This is a genomic window from Methylobacterium sp. CB376 (assembly GCF_029714205.1).
Taxonomy (GTDB): Bacteria; Pseudomonadota; Alphaproteobacteria; order Rhizobiales; family Beijerinckiaceae; genus Methylobacterium.
In genome coordinates, this window is the sequence record NZ_CP121648.1 from 3956421 (window position 1) to 3971186 (window position 14766).

The 14766-nt window shown below is 74.3% G+C and carries 11 protein-coding genes and 1 riboswitch; of the genes, 6 read left to right on the plus strand and 5 right to left on the minus strand.

Annotation, left to right across the window (positions count from 1 at the left end; genetic code table 11):
* Nucleotides 1-15: 15 nt before the first annotated feature.
* On the plus strand, nucleotides 16-735 hold the full coding sequence (locus tag QA634_RS17860; RefSeq protein WP_012333305.1) for a GntR family transcriptional regulator: 720 nt from the start codon (nucleotides 16-18) through the stop codon (nucleotides 733-735).
* An 85-nt stretch (nucleotides 736-820) separates the two neighbouring features.
* Here QA634_RS17860 and edd read toward each other — a convergent pair whose 3' ends face one another.
* Both edd and QA634_RS17870 read right to left on the minus strand, forming a co-directional pair.
* Nucleotides 821-2671, minus strand: coding sequence for a phosphogluconate dehydratase (gene edd / locus QA634_RS17865; RefSeq protein WP_012333306.1), 1851 nt, complete (start codon nucleotides 2669-2671; stop codon nucleotides 821-823).
* A gap of 222 nt (nucleotides 2672-2893) precedes the next feature.
* Entirely contained in the window at nucleotides 2894-3796 is a 903-nt protein-coding gene (locus QA634_RS17870) for a hypothetical protein (RefSeq protein ID WP_012333307.1), read from the minus strand.
* A gap of 457 nt (nucleotides 3797-4253) precedes the next feature.
* Nucleotides 4254-4356, plus strand: a riboswitch (glycine riboswitch).
* Between the two features lie 49 nt (nucleotides 4357-4405).
* Here QA634_RS17870 and gcvT point away from each other — a divergent pair.
* The 3 genes from gcvT to gcvP are packed head-to-tail and all read left to right on the plus strand — an operon-like array spanning nucleotide 4406 to nucleotide 8785.
* Complete coding sequence (gcvT, locus tag QA634_RS17875; protein WP_012333308.1) at nucleotides 4406-5548, plus strand: glycine cleavage system aminomethyltransferase GcvT; 1143 nt, start codon at nucleotides 4406-4408, stop codon at nucleotides 5546-5548.
* 14 nt (nucleotides 5549-5562) lie between these two features.
* Nucleotides 5563-5925, plus strand: a complete 363-nt coding sequence (gcvH, locus tag QA634_RS17880) for a glycine cleavage system protein GcvH (RefSeq protein WP_012333309.1) — start codon at nucleotides 5563-5565, stop codon at nucleotides 5923-5925.
* A gap of 19 nt (nucleotides 5926-5944) precedes the next feature.
* The gene (gcvP, locus tag QA634_RS17885) at nucleotides 5945-8785 is read left to right on the plus strand and encodes an aminomethyl-transferring glycine dehydrogenase (RefSeq protein ID WP_012333310.1); all 2841 of its coding nucleotides are present in this window, start codon (nucleotides 5945-5947) and stop codon (nucleotides 8783-8785) included.
* A 137-nt stretch (nucleotides 8786-8922) separates the two neighbouring features.
* Here the strand turns inward: gcvP and nifA are convergent, their stop codons facing one another.
* The 3 genes from nifA to QA634_RS17900 form a co-directional block, all read right to left on the minus strand.
* Nucleotides 8923-10803, minus strand: a complete 1881-nt coding sequence (gene nifA / locus QA634_RS17890; protein ID WP_018260203.1) for a nif-specific transcriptional activator NifA — start codon at nucleotides 10801-10803, stop codon at nucleotides 8923-8925.
* 289 nt (nucleotides 10804-11092) lie between these two features.
* Nucleotides 11093-11623 (minus strand): carboxymuconolactone decarboxylase family protein, encoded by a 531-nt coding sequence (locus tag QA634_RS17895; protein WP_012333312.1) that lies wholly within the window; start codon nucleotides 11621-11623, stop codon nucleotides 11093-11095.
* A gap of 11 nt (nucleotides 11624-11634) precedes the next feature.
* On the minus strand, nucleotides 11635-12189 hold the full coding sequence (locus QA634_RS17900) for a peroxiredoxin (protein ID WP_012333313.1): 555 nt from the start codon (nucleotides 12187-12189) through the stop codon (nucleotides 11635-11637).
* A gap of 323 nt (nucleotides 12190-12512) precedes the next feature.
* On the opposite strand from QA634_RS17900, the gene QA634_RS17905 reads away from it, so the two are divergent.
* Nucleotides 12513-13400 carry a hypothetical protein gene (locus tag QA634_RS17905; protein WP_012333314.1) on the plus strand — a complete coding sequence of 296 codons (888 nt, stop codon included), beginning with the start codon at nucleotides 12513-12515 and terminating at the stop codon, nucleotides 13398-13400.
* A 19-nt stretch (nucleotides 13401-13419) separates the two neighbouring features.
* Nucleotides 13420-14262 carry a ModD protein gene (gene modD / locus QA634_RS17910; protein ID WP_012333315.1) on the plus strand — a complete coding sequence of 281 codons (843 nt, stop codon included), beginning with the start codon at nucleotides 13420-13422 and terminating at the stop codon, nucleotides 14260-14262.
* Nucleotides 14263-14766 lie beyond the last annotated feature (504 nt).

Sequence of the window (14766 nt, forward strand, 5' to 3'; positions counted from 1 at the left end):
CATGGAGCGCGTCACGTGAGTTCGGGGACCACCCCGCCGCCCTCAGGCCCCCGGCCCCCGGCCAGGGGGGAGCAGCTGCGCCACCGCACGGTCTCGGCGGCCGTGGCCGACGCTCTGCGCCAGCGCATCCTCGGCGGCGCGTTGCGCCCCGGGACGCAGCTGCGCCAGGACGCGCTGGCGGAGGAGTTCGGCATCAGCCGCATCCCGGTCCGGGAGGCGCTGCTGCAGCTCGAAGCGAGCGGCCTCGTCAGGATCGTGCCGCACCGGGGAGCGGTCGTCTCGGGCCTCTCGGTCGAGGAGATCGAGGACGTGTTCCAGCTGCGCGCCCTGCTGGAGCCGCAGCTGCTGATCCTGTCGGCGCGCGGCCTGACGGCGGAGGATTACCGGGACTTGCGGGCCCTGCTCGGCGAGTACAAGGCGGCGCTCTGCGCCGAGCGGATCGACCTCTGGGGCGAGCTGAACCGGCGCTTCCACCTCGGCCTCTTGCGCCACGCGGGGCGGCCGCGCTCCCTCGGCATCGTCTCCGGCCTGCTTCAGGATTGCGACAGGCCGACCCGGCTGCAACTCTCCCTTACCGGCGACGTGGCGCGGGCGGACCGCGAGCACACGACCCTGCTCGACCTCTGCGAGGCAGGCGAGGTCGTGGCCGCCGCCGCCCTGCTGCGGTCCCACATCGAGCATGCGGGCCGGGCGCTGATCGGGCTCTACCGCAGCGTCGAGGCGGCGGGCGCCTGACCCGCCGCGCGCCGCGGCCGGAGGCCGCCCGCGGGTCGGCCGCCGCCTTCGCGGGCGCGCCGGTCGGCGCGCGCGAATCGGCCGCTCAGCCGAGCGCCTCGCCGAAGATGGAGGCGCCCGCATCCGCCGCGCCGACCGCCGCCCGGAAGGCCCCGAACAGCTCGCGGCCGATCCCGACATGGGAGGCGGCGAGGTCCGCGGTCGCGGGCGCGCGCGCCGCCCACTCGGCCGGCGGCACCAGCACCTCCAGCCGCCCGGCCGGGGCGTCGACGCGCACCACGTCCCCGTCGCGGATCCGGGCGATCGGCCCGCCCTCCGCCGCCTCGGGGGTGACGTGGATGGCCGAGGGCACCTTGCCGGAGGCGCCCGAGAGGCGGCCGTCCGTGACCAGCGCGACCCGGTGGCCGCGGTCCTGCAGCACGCCGAGCGGCGGCATCAGCTTGTGCAGTTCCGGCATGCCGTTCGCCTTCGGGCCCTGGAAGCGCACCACCGCCACCACGTCGCCCCGAAGCTCGCCCGCCCGGAAGGCCGCCTGCAGCGCCTCCTGCGAGTGGAACACCCGCGCGGGCGCCTCGATCACCTGCCGCTCGGGCGCCACCGCCGAGGTCTTGATCACCGCGCGGCCGAGATTGCCCGCCAGCACGGCGAGGCCGCCGGTCGGCTGGAACGGCGCCGCCGCGCCCCGCAGCACGCCGGTCTCGCCGCTCTCCGCCGGGCCCTCCCGCCAGGCGAGGCCGCCCGCCTCGGTCAGCACCGGCTCGCGCGTGTAGGCGTGCAGCCCCGCCCCGAGCACGGTCTGCGCGTCCGCGTGCAGCAGCCCTTCGCCGAGGAGTTCGCGGATCACGAAGGGCATGCCGCCCGCCGCGTGGAAGTGGTTCACGTCCGCCGTGCCGTTCGGGTAGACGCGGGCGAGGAGCGGCGTCACCTCGGCGAGGTCGGAGAGGTCCTCCCAGGTCAGGGTGATGCCGGCCGCCGCCGCCATCGGCAGCAGGTGGAGCGTGTGGTTGGTCGAGCCGCCGGTCGCGTGCAGCCCCACGATCCCGTTCGCGAAGGCCCGCTCGTCCAGGAGCTGCCCGACCGGCAGGTACTCGTTGCCGAGCGCCGTGATGGCGAGGGCGCGCTGCGCGGCGGCCCGGGTCAGCGCGTCGCGCAAGGGCGTGTCCGGCGTGACGAAGGAGGCCCCGGGCAGGTGCAGGCCCATCATCTCCATCAGCATCTGGTTGGTGTTGGCCGTCCCGTAGAAGGTGCAGGTGCCCGGCCCGTGATAGGAGTCGGATTCGGCGGCGAGCAGGGCGTCGCGCCCCACCTTCCCCTCGGCGTAGAGCTGGCGGATCTTCGCCTTCTCGGGGTTGGGCAGGCCGCTCGTCATCGGGCCGGAGGGGATGAACACCGCCGGCAGGTGCCCGAAGGCGAGGGCGCCGATGACGAGGCCCGGCACGATCTTGTCGCAGATGCCGAGGAACACGGCGGCGTCGAAGGTCTGGTGCGAGAGGGCGACGGCGGTCGAGAGGGCGATGACGTCGCGCGAGAACAGGGAGAGTTCCATGCCGGCCTCCCCCTGGGTGATGCCGTCGCACATGGCCGGCACGCCGCCCGCCACCAGGGCGACGCCGCCGGCCTCGCGGGCCGCCTCGCGCAGCAGGTCCGGGTAGCGCTCGTAGGGGCGGTGGGCCGAGAGCATGTCGTTGTAGGCGGTGACGATGCCGAGGCTGGCGCCCTGGCCGTCGCGCAGCATCGCCTTGTCGCCCGGGCCGCAGGCGGCGAAGCCGTGGGCCTGGTTGGCGCAGCCGAGGGCGCGGCGCCGGGGCGCGCGGGCCGCCTCCCCGGCGATGCGCTCCAGGTAGCGCGCGCGCCGGTCGCGGCTGCGCCGCGCGATCCGCTCCGTCACCTCGCCGAGGCGCGCGTGGAGGGGGGACGTTGGCTCAGATGTCGTCACGACACGATCCTCGCGTTGCGGCGGCAGGGCGGCCCCTCCCGCGCGTCGAGATGAGACGCGGCCCGTCGCGCCGCCGATGCCCCGGACGGCCGCAAGATTCGCACCGCGCACCCGATTTCCGTAACGTCATGGCGCGCGGGACGGAGTCAAGTCGATCGCCGCCATAGCACGGATCCGCGCGCGAGCCCCGCCGCGCCCCGTCGGCGTGCCGCGGGCCGGCGCTCAGGCCGGCGCGGCGCCCTCGGCGGCCTCCGGCCCGGCCGGCAGGCACGCCCTCGGCGCCGGGCGGGGCCGGGCGCGGCGGGCGGCGGGCTGCAGGCGCGCCTCCACCTCGGCCGCGCTCGGCAGTGCGGCGCCGTGCGGGGCGCAGGCCAGGGCCGAGGCGGCCCCCGCATAGGCCAGCAGGTCGCCGAGCGCCTCCGCGTCGAGTCCGGCGAGGCCCTCCCCCGTCATGCGCCCGGTCCGGAACAGCCGGGCCAGGAGGGCGGCCTGGAACATCTCGGCCGCCCCGGCCGCGGCGCTTGCCGGGGCCGGCAGGCTCACCGCGCAGCCGGGCGCGAAGGCGAGCGCGCCCCGCCCGGCCAGCGTCACCGTGACGAGCGAGGCGCCGCGTCCGAGGAGGAGCCAGGCGGCCTCGGCGGGCTCGAGACCGAGGGCGCGGCGCAGATCCTGGTCGCGGGCGGTCACGTGGTCGGCCGCCCGCAGGAGGCGCTCGGCCGGAGGAATGCCCGCCTCCGGCGCCCGCGCGACGGCGGGCAGGCCCAGGCTGACGCTGATGACCCGGCCGCCGGCCTCGCGCTCGGCCAGGGCCGCGTCCGCCCGCCCCGCCGGGCCCGCCGTCAGGGGCCCGACCCGGAACGCGATCGCCCGCACCTGCGCGGGCAGCGCCTCCTCCGAGCGCGGCAGCACCGGAAGATCGTCGGCTTCATTCTCCGCATCCTCCGCGCGCGGCGCGGCCGCCTCGCCGGCCCCCTCGCGCAGAATCGCGGCGGGCACGCCGAGCCTCAGCAGCCCCGCCGCCAGGAGAACCGGCGACCCGCCCGCGAACGCCCTGCCTGCCGGGCCCGCGTGCGCGGCCGCCTCCTCCGCGCGCTCCCGGCGGGACTCGCCGCAGACGAGAATCATGGCGCCGCCCTCCCAAGATGCGGCCCGTGCCCGCACAAGCTCGCGCCCATGTCTCGCCGCCTCGCCGTCGCGTGATGACCGTCCGCAAGCTGACCGAATTCAGCGCGAACGCAACCGCATCAATCTACTTAACTCTAGGGAATATGGCGTGTTCGGTCATGACCTGTTGCGTCAAGATCACGCGGCCAGGATCGCGCGCCGAGGATCGCCCGCCCGATTCGGTGCGGACGCTTCGGGAGGCCCGAACCCGCGCCGCGGGCCCGCGATGCCGGCCCGCGCGGGGCGGGACGGCCCGCGCCCGGCGACGGGACGCGGAGATTGCGCCGCACGCGCTCTTGTGCTTTGGTCCAACCGTCCGAACAGGGCGATGCGGGAGAGCCCAGCCCGGCGCGATGCGCCGGGCATGGCGCCGACGGAGCAACCACCCCCGGAAACTCTCAGGCACAATCACCGCATCGTTGGACAATCTGGAGAGAGGCGCCGTCCGGCGTCCACCGAAGGAGAAACCTCGCACGCCCGTGCGGGGGAAGCTCTCAGGTACCCGCGACAGATGGGGGTGGCCGCGACGCGTCAGCGCCGTCGGTCCCGTATGTCGCGGAGGATCCTGAGATGTCAGCGCAGCCCGCCGAGTCGGTTGCCCTCGAAACCACGCCCCTGCACGACCTGCACCAGCGCCTCGGCGCGCGCATGGTCCCGTTCGCGGGCTATTCCATGCCGCTGCATTATCCGCCGGGCCAGCTCAAGGAGCACCTGCACACCCGCGCGGCCGCCGGCCTGTTCGACGTCTCCCACATGGGGCAGATCCTGCTGCGGGGCGAGGATCCGGCCGCGATCGCCCGCGCCCTCGAGGGCCTGATCCCGGCCGACCTCGTCGGGCTCAAGGTCGGGCGCCAGCGCTACGGGCTCCTCACCGACGCCGCGGGCGGCATCCTCGACGACCTCATGGTGGCGCGCTTCGAGGATCATGTCGTCGTCGTCGTCAACGCGGCGAACAAGAAGGCCGACGCCGCCCACCTGCGGGCGCATCTCCCGGCCGCGATCACCGTCGAGGAGCGGCCCGACGCGCTCCTCGCCCTGCAGGGGCCGGCCGCGGAGGCGGCCCTGGCGGCGCTCGCGCCCGAGGTCGCGGCGATGCGCTTCCTCGACGTTCGGGCGGTCACCCTGCTGGGCGCGCCCGGCTTCGTCGCCCGCTCCGGCTATACCGGCGAGGACGGGTTCGAGATCTCGGTGCCGGCCGCGGTCGCCGCGCCCCTGGCGGAGGCGCTTCTGGCGCAGCCCGGCGTGCAGCCGGTCGGGCTCGGCGCCCGCGACACCCTGCGGCTCGAGGCGGGCCTGTGCCTGCACGGGGCCGATATCGGCCCGGACACCAGCCCGGTCGAGGCGGGCCTGACCTTCGCGATCCCCAAGGTCCGCCGCCGCGGCGGCGCCCGGGAGGGCGGCTTTCCCGGCGCGGCGCGCATCCTGCACGAGTTCGAGGCCGGCCCGGCCCGGCGGCGCGTCGGGCTGCGGCCCGAGGGCCGCGCCCCGGTCCGCGCCGGCGCGCCCCTCCTGGCGGAGGCGGGCGGCGCGCCGCTCGGCCGCGTCACCTCGGGCAGTTTCGGCCCGAGCCTCGGCGGGCCGGTGGCCATGGGCTACGTCGCCGCCTCGCACGCGGCGGACGGCACCCGGATCGTGGCGGAGGTCCGCGGCCAGGCCCTGCCCCTCGCCGTGACCCCCCTTCCCTTCCTCGCCGCGACCTTCAAGCGGGACTGACCGGAGCGACACCGATGCTGCGTTTCACCGAAGACCACGAGTGGCTGAGGCTCGAAGGCGACGTCGCCACGGTCGGGATCACCCGGCACGCGGCCGAGCAGCTCGGCGACCTCGTCTTCGTCGACCTGCCGAAGGTCGGGACCACCCTGAGCAAGGGCGCGGCGGCGGCCGTGGTCGAGTCGGTCAAGGCCGCCTCCGACGTCTACGCGCCCCTCGACGGCGAGGTGACGGAGGCGAACGACGCGGTCGTCGCCGCCCCGGAGACCGTGAACCAGGATCCGGAGGGCGCGGGCTGGCTCTACCGGATGCGGCTCGCCGACCCGTCCAGCCTGGACGCCCTGATGGACGAGGCGGCCTACGCCGCGCTCCCGAAATAGGAATCGAGGAGCCGCGACCATGGCCGCCTACGACCCCTACGACTTCGCCAACCGCCGCCACATCGGCCCGACGCTCGGCGAGATGGCCGAGATGCTGGCCCGCGTCGGCGCGCCGAGCCTGGAGGCGCTGATCGACGAGACGCTGCCGGACGACATCCGCCAGAGCGAGCCGATCGAGTTCGGCCGGCCGCTCACCGAGCGCCGCGCCATGGAGCGGATGCGCGCGGTCGCCGACAAGAACCGGCTGCTCGTCTCGCTGATCGGCCAGGGCTACCACGGCACCACGATGCCGCCCGCGATCCAGCGCAACATCTTCGAGAACCCGGCCTGGTACACGGCCTACTCGCCCTACCAGCCGGAGATCAGCCAGGGCCGCCTGGAGGCGCTGCTGAACTTCCAGACCATGGTCTGCGACCTCACCGCCCTCGACATCGCCAACGCCTCGCTCCTCGACGAGGCGACCGCGGCCGCGGAGGCGATGGGCATGGCCCAGCGGGTCGCCACCGCCAAGGCCGACGCCTTCTTCGTCGACCGGGATTGCCTGCCCCAGACCATCGCGGTGCTGCGCACCCGGGCGGCGCCCCTCGGCTGGCGCATCGTCGTGGGCGACCCCTTCCGCGACCTCGATCCGCGCGCGGTGTTCGGCGCGCTGTTCCAGTATCCGGGCGTGAACGGCGCCGTCCACGACTTCGCCGGCCCGATCGCCGCCCTGCACGCGGCCGGGGCCATCGCGGTGGTGGCGGCCGACCCCCTGGCGCTGACGCTCCTGCGGGCGCCGGGCGAGATGGGCGCCGACATCGCCGTCGGCTCGATGCAGCGCTACGGCGTGCCGATGGGCTACGGGGGCCCGCACGCCGCCTACATGGCGACCCGCGACGCCTACAAGCGGGCGCTGCCGGGCCGCATCGTCGGCGTCTCGGTCGATGCGCGCGGGCGGCGCGCCTACCGCCTCGCCCTCCAGACCCGCGAGCAGCACATCCGCCGCGAGAAGGCGACCTCGAACATCTGCACCAGCCAGGTGCTGCTCGCCGTCGTCGCCTCGATGTACGCGGTCTATCACGGGCCCGAGGGACTGAAGGCGATCGCCCAGCGCGTCCACCGCGACGCGGTGCGCCTCGCGGACGGGCTCGCGCGCCTCGGCTTCACGGTCGAGCCGGAGACGTTCTTCGACACCGTGACGGTGGCGGTCGGCCCCTTCCAGGGCATGATCCTGCGCAGCGCCGTCGAGAACGGGGTCAACCTGCGCCGGATCGGCGAGGACCGCATCGGCATCACGGTCGACGAGCGCACGCGGCCGGACATTATCCAGGCGGTGTGGCGCGCCTTCGGCGGCACGGACCTCGTCTACGACGAGGCCTGGCCCGCCCCGCGCCTGCCCGCCGGGCTCCTGCGGACCTCGCCCTACCTCACCCACCCGATCTTCCACATGAACCGGGCCGAGAGCGAGATGACGCGCTACATGCGCCGCCTCGCCGACCGCGATCTGGCGCTCGACCGCACCATGATCCCGCTCGGCTCCTGCACGATGAAGCTCAACGCCACGGCCGAGATGCTGCCGATCTCCTGGCCGGAATTCGCCGAGATCCACCCCTTCGCGCCCGCCGACCAAGCCCGGGGCTATGCCGAGCTGATCGAGGATCTCTCGGCCAAGCTCTGCGCCGTCACCGGCTACGACGCGATCTCGATGCAGCCGAATTCGGGCGCGCAGGGCGAGTATGCGGGGCTCCTCGCCATCCGCGGCTACCACCTCGCCCGCGGCGAGGGCCACCGCACGGTCTGCCTGATCCCCTCCTCGGCCCACGGCACCAACCCGGCCTCGGCGCAGATGTGCGGGATGAGCGTGGTCGTGGTCGCGGCCGACCCGCAGGGCAACATCGACGTGGACGATTTCCGCCGCAAGGCGGCCGAGCATGCCGACCGGCTCGCCGCCTGCATGATCACCTATCCGTCGACCCACGGGGTGTTCGAGGCCCGGGTGCGGGAGATCTGCGACATCGTCCACGCCCATGGCGGCCAGGTCTACCTCGACGGCGCCAACCTCAACGCCCTCGTGGGGCTCGCCCGGCCGGGGGACATCGGGGCGGATGTGAGCCACCTCAACCTGCACAAGACGTTCTGCATCCCGCACGGCGGCGGCGGCCCCGGCATGGGCCCGATCGGCGTCAAGGCGCACCTGATCCCCTACCTCCCGTCCGATCCGCGCAGCGGCGAGGCGGGCGCGGTCTCGGCGGCGCCCTTCGGCTCGGCCTCGATCCTGCCGATCTCCTGGAGCTACTGCCTGATGATGGGCGGGCGCGGGCTCACCCAGGCGACGCGGGTGGCGATCCTCAACGCCAACTACATCGCCAAGCGGCTCGAAGGCGCCTACGCCATCGTGTACGCGGGCGCGAACGGCCGCGTGGCCCACGAGTGCATCGTGGACATCCGCCCCTTCCAGAAGAGCGCCGGGATCACCGTCGAGGACGTCGCCAAGCGCCTGATCGATTGCGGCTTCCACCCGCCGACGATGAGCTGGCCGGTGGCCGGCACGCTGATGATCGAGCCGACCGAATCCGAGACCAAGGCCGAGATCGACCGCTTCTGCGACGCGATGCTGTCGATCCGGGAGGAGATCCGGGCGATCGAGGAGGGCCGGGCCGACCGGGCGAACAACCCGCTGAAGCAGGCCCCCCACACCGTGCAGGACCTGATCGGCCCCTGGGAGCGGCCCTATTCCCGGGAGGCGGCCTGCTTCCCGGCCGGCTCCCTCGGCATGGACAAGTACTGGCCGCCGGTCAACCGCGTCGACAACGCCTACGGCGACCGCCACCTCGTGTGCAGCTGCCCGCCGGTGGAGTCCTACGCGGAGGCGGCCGAGTAGGCGCATCCGGGGGGCCTGCGGGGGCCCCCGGCCTCATGCGCGATCCGGTTGATTGCTTCGCAATGCGGATGTCGGCTTCGCTCAGGCGCCGCGCGGGCTCGTGATCCGGGATCCGCTTCGATCAAGCGGATCCCGGATCAGATCCGCTTGATGTCGATGCCGTGCTTGCGCAGGGCGTAGCCGATCTGGCGGGGCGTGATCTTGAGGAGGCGGGCGGCCTTGGCCTGCACCCAGCCGGCGCGCTCCATCGCCTGCAGCAGCTGCTCCCGCTCGGTCGGGCGCGGCCGCACGACCGGGCAGGTCTCCGCGCCCGGGCAGGCGGCGGGCGGCTCGCCCTCGGCCGCCGGGGGCGACGCGTCCGGGCTCATCGGCACCGGGATCGCGGCCGCCGGAGCGGCGACCAGGGCCGCGCCCGCGGGCTTCTGCGTGCTGCCCTTCCAGAGCACCGCCGAGAGGCACTGCCCGCTCACGCAGGCGAAGTCCCGCGCGGTGATCACCTCGCCGGCCGCCAACGTGGCCGTGCGCCGGACGCAATTCTCAAGTTCGCGCACGTTGCCGGGAAAGTAGCACTTCTGCAGCACGTCGAGCGCGGTCTGCGCGAAGGCGAGCTTCGACTTGTTCTCGGCATTGTAGCGGGAGAGGAAGGCCCTCGCGAGGTCCGGGATGTCGCCCTGGCGCTCGCGCAGGGGCGGCAGCAGCAGCGACACCACGTTGATGCGATAGTAGAGGTCGGCGCGGAAATCGCCCTTGGCGACCGCCTCCTCCAGGTTGCGGTTGGTCGCGAAGACCAGCCGCACGTCGACGCGCAGGGTGCGGTTGCCGCCCACGCGCTCGAACTCCCCCTCCTGCAGGACGCGCAGCAGCTTGGCCTGGAAGGTGGCGCTCACCTCGCCGATCTCGTCGAGGAAGAGCGTCCCGCCATGGGCGAGTTCGAACCGGCCCTGGCGCGTCCCGACCGCGCCCGTGAAGGCCCCCTTCTCGTGGCCGAACAGCTCGGATTCGAGCACGCTCTCGGCGAGCGCCGCGCAGTTCACCCGCACGAAGGGCTTGCCCTTGCGGGGCGAGAGGTCGTGGATGGCGCGCGCGAAGAGTTCCTTGCCGGTGCCGCTCTCGCCGCGCAGCAGGACCGTGGTGTTGGAGCGCGCCGCGACCTCCGTCATCGCGACGAGGCGCTTCACCTTCTGGCTCTCGCCGATGATGCCGACCGACGAGGAGGTCGCGCTCGATTCGGCGAGCGCCTTCTCCAGCCGGTGGGTCTTGGCGATGAGCTGGTCGCGGTCCTGCGCCACCGTGTTGTGCAGCCGGACCGCTTGGCCGACGAGGTTGGCCACCATGGTGAGGAAGCGCGTGTCCTCGTCGAAGCGGAAGCGCGCGCTGCCGTCCCAGATCCGGTCGATCGAGAGCGTGCCGAGGACGCGCGAATCCGCCTTGATCGGCACGCCGATGAACGAGACCGTGGCCTTGCCGGCATCCTCGAACAGGTCGAGATGGCCCGCGAAGAGCGGGTCGGCGGCGACGTCCTGCACCACCAGCGGGGTCGCGGTGGCGACGATCTGGTCGATCGCCTTCTGGGGCACCCGCGCCCGGATGTGGTGGGCGACCTGCGGCGTCCAGCCGGTGCTGGAGACGATGTCCGGCCCGCCCTCCCGGTCGAGGATGACGATCATGCCGTGATGCATGCTCAGCATCGAGGACAGGATGTTGACCACGTTGGCGAGGGTGACTTCGAGGCGCCGCGCCGCGGTCAGCACCTTGGAGATCTCGTAGATGCCGATCAGCGCCACCTCGGGCGAGGTGCCCCGCGCGGCCGGGCGGGGCGCCGGGGACGGGCTCGCGGCGGGGCTCGGCGCGGGGGATGGGGGCGGGCTCGGCGGGGCGGCCCGCGCTCTCGGCGCCTGCGGCGCGGGCCGCGGCGGTTGCGGCTGGCTTTGCGCGAGCCGCGCCGGGACGACGCGCTCCACCATCGCGTAGGCCGCGTCGATCCGGGTGGGGAGGAAATCCGAGTCGTACCGCTCCATCGTGGTGCGCTCCTGGGACAGACCCGCCCGCCGGCAGCGCCCCGCCGAGGCGGCGCCGGTGGTGGTCGGATTGTGGATTGATCCGCGGCCGTCCGGCCCGGCTTGGCGCGGGGGCGATGCCCCCGGCGAGGGCGGAGGGCTCGTCTCCCCTGACGCGAGCGGCTCCGGGCCGTGATGGGAGCATTGCGCCGGCGCCCCGTCCTTGATCTGGCGCAAACCGAGCGGAGCCGCCCGCGCCGCGCCGGCACGGCGCCGGCGGCCATGCCGGCGGCCATGTCGGCGACGCGGCTCAGGCGGCGGCGCGGACGCTCTCCAGGGCGACCGCCAGCGAGGCGACGACCGCGGCGACGCGCACGGCGGCCTGGATCGCCTCCTCGCCAACCCCCGCCTCGCGCAGCACCTGCTCGTGCGCGTCGATGCAGCGCCCGCAGCCGTTGATCGCCGAGACCGCCAGCGACCACAGCTCGAAATCCGCCCGCGCGACGCCCGGATTGCCGATGCTGCTCATGCGCAGCTTCGCCGGCCGCGTCGCGTAGGCCGGGTTCGAGGCGAGGTGGGTGAAGCGGTAGTAGACGTTGTTCATCGCCATCACGGTGGCGGCGGCCTTGGCGGCCGCGAGCGCCGCCGGGGAGAGGCGCGGCGCCGCCTCCGCCTCCAGGGCGCGGGCCAGGTCCGGGTTGCGGCTCGCGAGCCCGCAGGCGACGAGGAGCCCGTCGCGCTGCTGGGCCGTCAGCGTCTCCTCGCGGCCGAGGCTGGAGAAGTTGAGCCGCACGTCCTTGGCGTAGGGCGGGAGGCTCTGGAGCAGGGCGTCGAGGGTCATCGCCGCCTCCCTCAGGCGGCTTTGAGGACGCCGCCGCCGACCTCGCGGTTGCAGGGGCAGAGCTCGTCGGTCTGCAGCGCGTCGAGCACGCGCAACGTGTCCTTGGGCGCGCGCCCGACATTGAGGTTGGTCGCGTAGACGTGCTGGATCACGTTGGCGGGGTCGACCACGACGGTGACGCGATAGGCCACGCCCTCGGGCGAGCGCACGCCGAGCCCGTCGATCAGGCTGCCCTTCGGATCCGCGAAGGACCAGATCGGCAGCCGGTCGAGATCCTTGTGGTCGCGCCGCCAGGCCAGCTTGACGTGCTCGTTGTCGCTCGATCCGCCCAGCACCACCGCGTCGCGGTCCTCGAAGTCCGGCGCCAGCTTGGCGAATTCGGCGATCTCGGTCGGGCACACGAAGGTGAAATCCTTCGGGTAGAAGAAGATCACCTTCCACTTGCCCGGGAAGCTGTCCCGCGTGAGGGCCTCGAAGGCCGAGACCCCGTTCTCCTGGTGATGATTGAAGCCGGGCTTGACCCCGACGACCTCGAAGGCGGGAAGCGTGTCACCGATGCCGAGCATATTCGCATCTCCGGGAGCGCTGTGAGGGGGAAACCGGTCCGGCCGGGGCCGAGGGCCTGCTTCAAGCCCCGTGCCAGGGGCGATCTCCTTGGAATTCAACGGATTCCATTCTGCGCCGGCCGTGTCGGGTTCCGGACACGCGCGGGGCGCGGGGTCCGGTTCGTGTCGGATTCCCGACAGGGGCGCGCCGGGCGCCGGGGGCCCGAAATCCCCGCGCCCGCAGGGGGATTCGGGCCCGCGGCGGGTCCGGGCGGCGCTGGCACGGGCGTCGCAGTGGGGGCCGGGCGCCCGCGCGCGGCGCCGCCGCGAGCCCCGGAGGCCGGATGCAGACCGTGAACAGCTTCGCGCCGGCCGGCCGGGCGCCGGTGGCGATCGTGCTCGGCACGAACGACGTCGCCACCGCGGTGGCGCACGCGCTGCACGGCGCCGGCTACGGGGTCGTGCTCTCGCGCGACGCGGCCCACCCGGTGCTGCGCCGGCGCATGGCCTTCGACGAGGCGCTGGAGACCGGCCGGGTCGAGATCGAGGGCCTGGAGGCGGTGGCCGCCGACACGCTCGTGCAGATCATGATGGCCTTCCTCGACCGCCGCTTCGTCTGCGTCACCACCATGGAACTCGGCGACCTCGTCTGCCTCGGGCTGATCGACGTGCTGGTGGATGCGCGGATGCGCATGCGCCACCTCGCGGCCGATATCCGGCCCTACGCGCGGCTCACCATCGGGCTCGGCCCGGGCTTCACCAGCGGCCGCACGGTCGACGCGGCGATCGAGACGGCGCCGGAGGCGGTGGGGATCGTCCCGCCGGCCGGCTCGACCCTGGCGGCGCACGGGCGCTCGGCCCTGCTCGGCGGCGCCGGGCGGGAGCGCTTCGCCCGCGCGCCCCGGGACGGCCTCTGGCGGACGCGGGCCGAGATCGGCGCGGCGGTGCGCGCCGGCGAGAGCCTCGGCACCTGCGCGGGGATCGCCGTCGCGGCTCCCCTCTCCGGCCGGCTCCGGGGCCTCGTGCGGGACGCGACCGATCTGCGCGCCGGGACCAAGGTCGCCGAGGTGGATCCGCGCCCGGACGGCGAGGCGTCCTGGCTCGGTATCGCCGACCGGCCCCGGCGCATCGCGGCCGCGACCCTCGACGCGATCCGCACCCTCGACGACCTCTGCGCGTCCGGACAGGATCGTGCGGGGGCCCGGGGCGGGCCGCGCATCTGGCACAGCTGACGAATCCGGAGAGAGGGCGATGAGCAGCCTGTGGTGGTCCGATGCCCTGATCGATCGCTGGCTCGCGGAGGACGTGCCCCACGGCGACCTGACCACGCGCGCACTCGGCATCGGCGAGCGCCCGGCGCGGATGCGCTTCAGCCTGCGGGCGGCCGGGACGGTCTGCGGCACGGAGGCCGCCCTGGCGCTCGTGCGGCGGGCCGGCGGCGAGGGCGCGGTGCGGGCGGCCTCCGGCAGCCGCGTGCCGGCGGGCGGCGTCCTCCTCGACGCGACCGGCCCGGCGGGGGCGCTCCACGAGAGCTGGAAGGTGGCCCAGACCCTGATCGAGGCCCTGTCCGGGATCGCCACCGCCACGGCCGCGATCGTGGACGCGGCCCGGGCGGTGGCGCCCGCCATCGCCGTGGTGACGACGCGCAAGACCCTGCCGGGCGCCAAGGGGCCGATGATCGCGGCGATCCGGGCGGGCGGGGCCGAGCCGCACCGGCTCGGCCTGTCCGAGACCCTGCTGGTCTTCCCCGAGCACCGCGCCTTCCTGCCCGACCCGGTCGCCGCGCTGACGGCCCTTCGCCGCGCCGCGCCCGAGAAGGCGATCGTGGTCGAGGTCACCGGCCTGGAGGAGGCGCGCGCGCTCCTGGCCGCGGGGCCCGACATCCTGCAATGCGAGAAGCTGCCGCCCGAGACGGTCGCCGCCGTCAAGGCCCTCGCCCGGGCGGCGGGCGGCGTGACCCGGGTCGCGGCGGCGGGGGGCGTGACCGCCGCGAACGCCGCCGCCTACGCGGCAGCGGGCGCCGACATCCTGGTCACCTCCGCGCCCTACTGGGCGAAGCCGGCGGACGTGAAGGTCGCGATCGAGGCGGCCTAGGGGGCTGCCGTCCGGTTCGGCGGGGACGCGATCCGCCACCCCGCGCGCCGACCCCGCCGGACCGGAGAACCGCCCGACGATCGCCTGCCTGATGATCCTGAACCGGTCTCGCAGGGGAAAGCGACGGGGCGGGCCGGACGCGGCACGCGCACCGCGCCTCCGAGGCCGACGATCGCTCGTCCGGCTCCGCCGTGATCTGATCTCCGGCAGATCATGGCGCGCTGCCTGCCGCAGCCCCATCCTTCCCCAGCGTGAGAAAAGGTCGGGAGGCCGTGATCCGGGATCCGCTTGATCGAAGCGGATCCCGGATCACGCGCCTGCGCGGCGCCTGAGCGCGGCGCCTGAGCGAAGCCGACATCCGCATGGCCGAAATCGGAGATGGCGAAGCAATCCGTCGGATGTCGTATGACATGACGGCCTCGTGAGCCGTTCCTCGATCTCGGTCCCGGCCGGGCAGGTCCGCGGCCCCGGACACATGCTTGAGGTCCGGCGGGGTGATGGTTC

Excerpts from the sequence above, each read along its gene's own strand:
- QA634_RS17870 (WP_012333307.1), bottom strand. The coding sequence starts at position 3,796 with ATGATTCTCGTCTGCGGCGAGTCCCGCCGGGAGCGCGCGGAGGAGGCG.
- gcvT (WP_012333308.1), top strand. The coding sequence starts at position 4,406 with ATGTCAGCGCAGCCCGCCGAGTCGGTTGCCCTCGAAACCACGCCCCTG.
- gcvH (WP_012333309.1), top strand. The coding sequence starts at position 5,563 with ATGCTGCGTTTCACCGAAGACCACGAGTGGCTGAGGCTCGAAGGCGAC.
- gcvP (WP_012333310.1), top strand. The coding sequence starts at position 5,945 with ATGGCCGCCTACGACCCCTACGACTTCGCCAACCGCCGCCACATCGGC.
- nifA (WP_018260203.1), bottom strand. The coding sequence starts at position 10,803 with ATGGAGCGGTACGACTCGGATTTCCTCCCCACCCGGATCGACGCGGCC.
- QA634_RS17895 (WP_012333312.1), bottom strand. The coding sequence starts at position 11,623 with ATGACCCTCGACGCCCTGCTCCAGAGCCTCCCGCCCTACGCCAAGGAC.
- QA634_RS17900 (WP_012333313.1), bottom strand. The coding sequence starts at position 12,189 with ATGCTCGGCATCGGTGACACGCTTCCCGCCTTCGAGGTCGTCGGGGTC.
- QA634_RS17905 (WP_012333314.1), top strand. The coding sequence starts at position 12,513 with ATGCAGACCGTGAACAGCTTCGCGCCGGCCGGCCGGGCGCCGGTGGCG.
- modD (WP_012333315.1), top strand. The coding sequence starts at position 13,420 with ATGAGCAGCCTGTGGTGGTCCGATGCCCTGATCGATCGCTGGCTCGCG.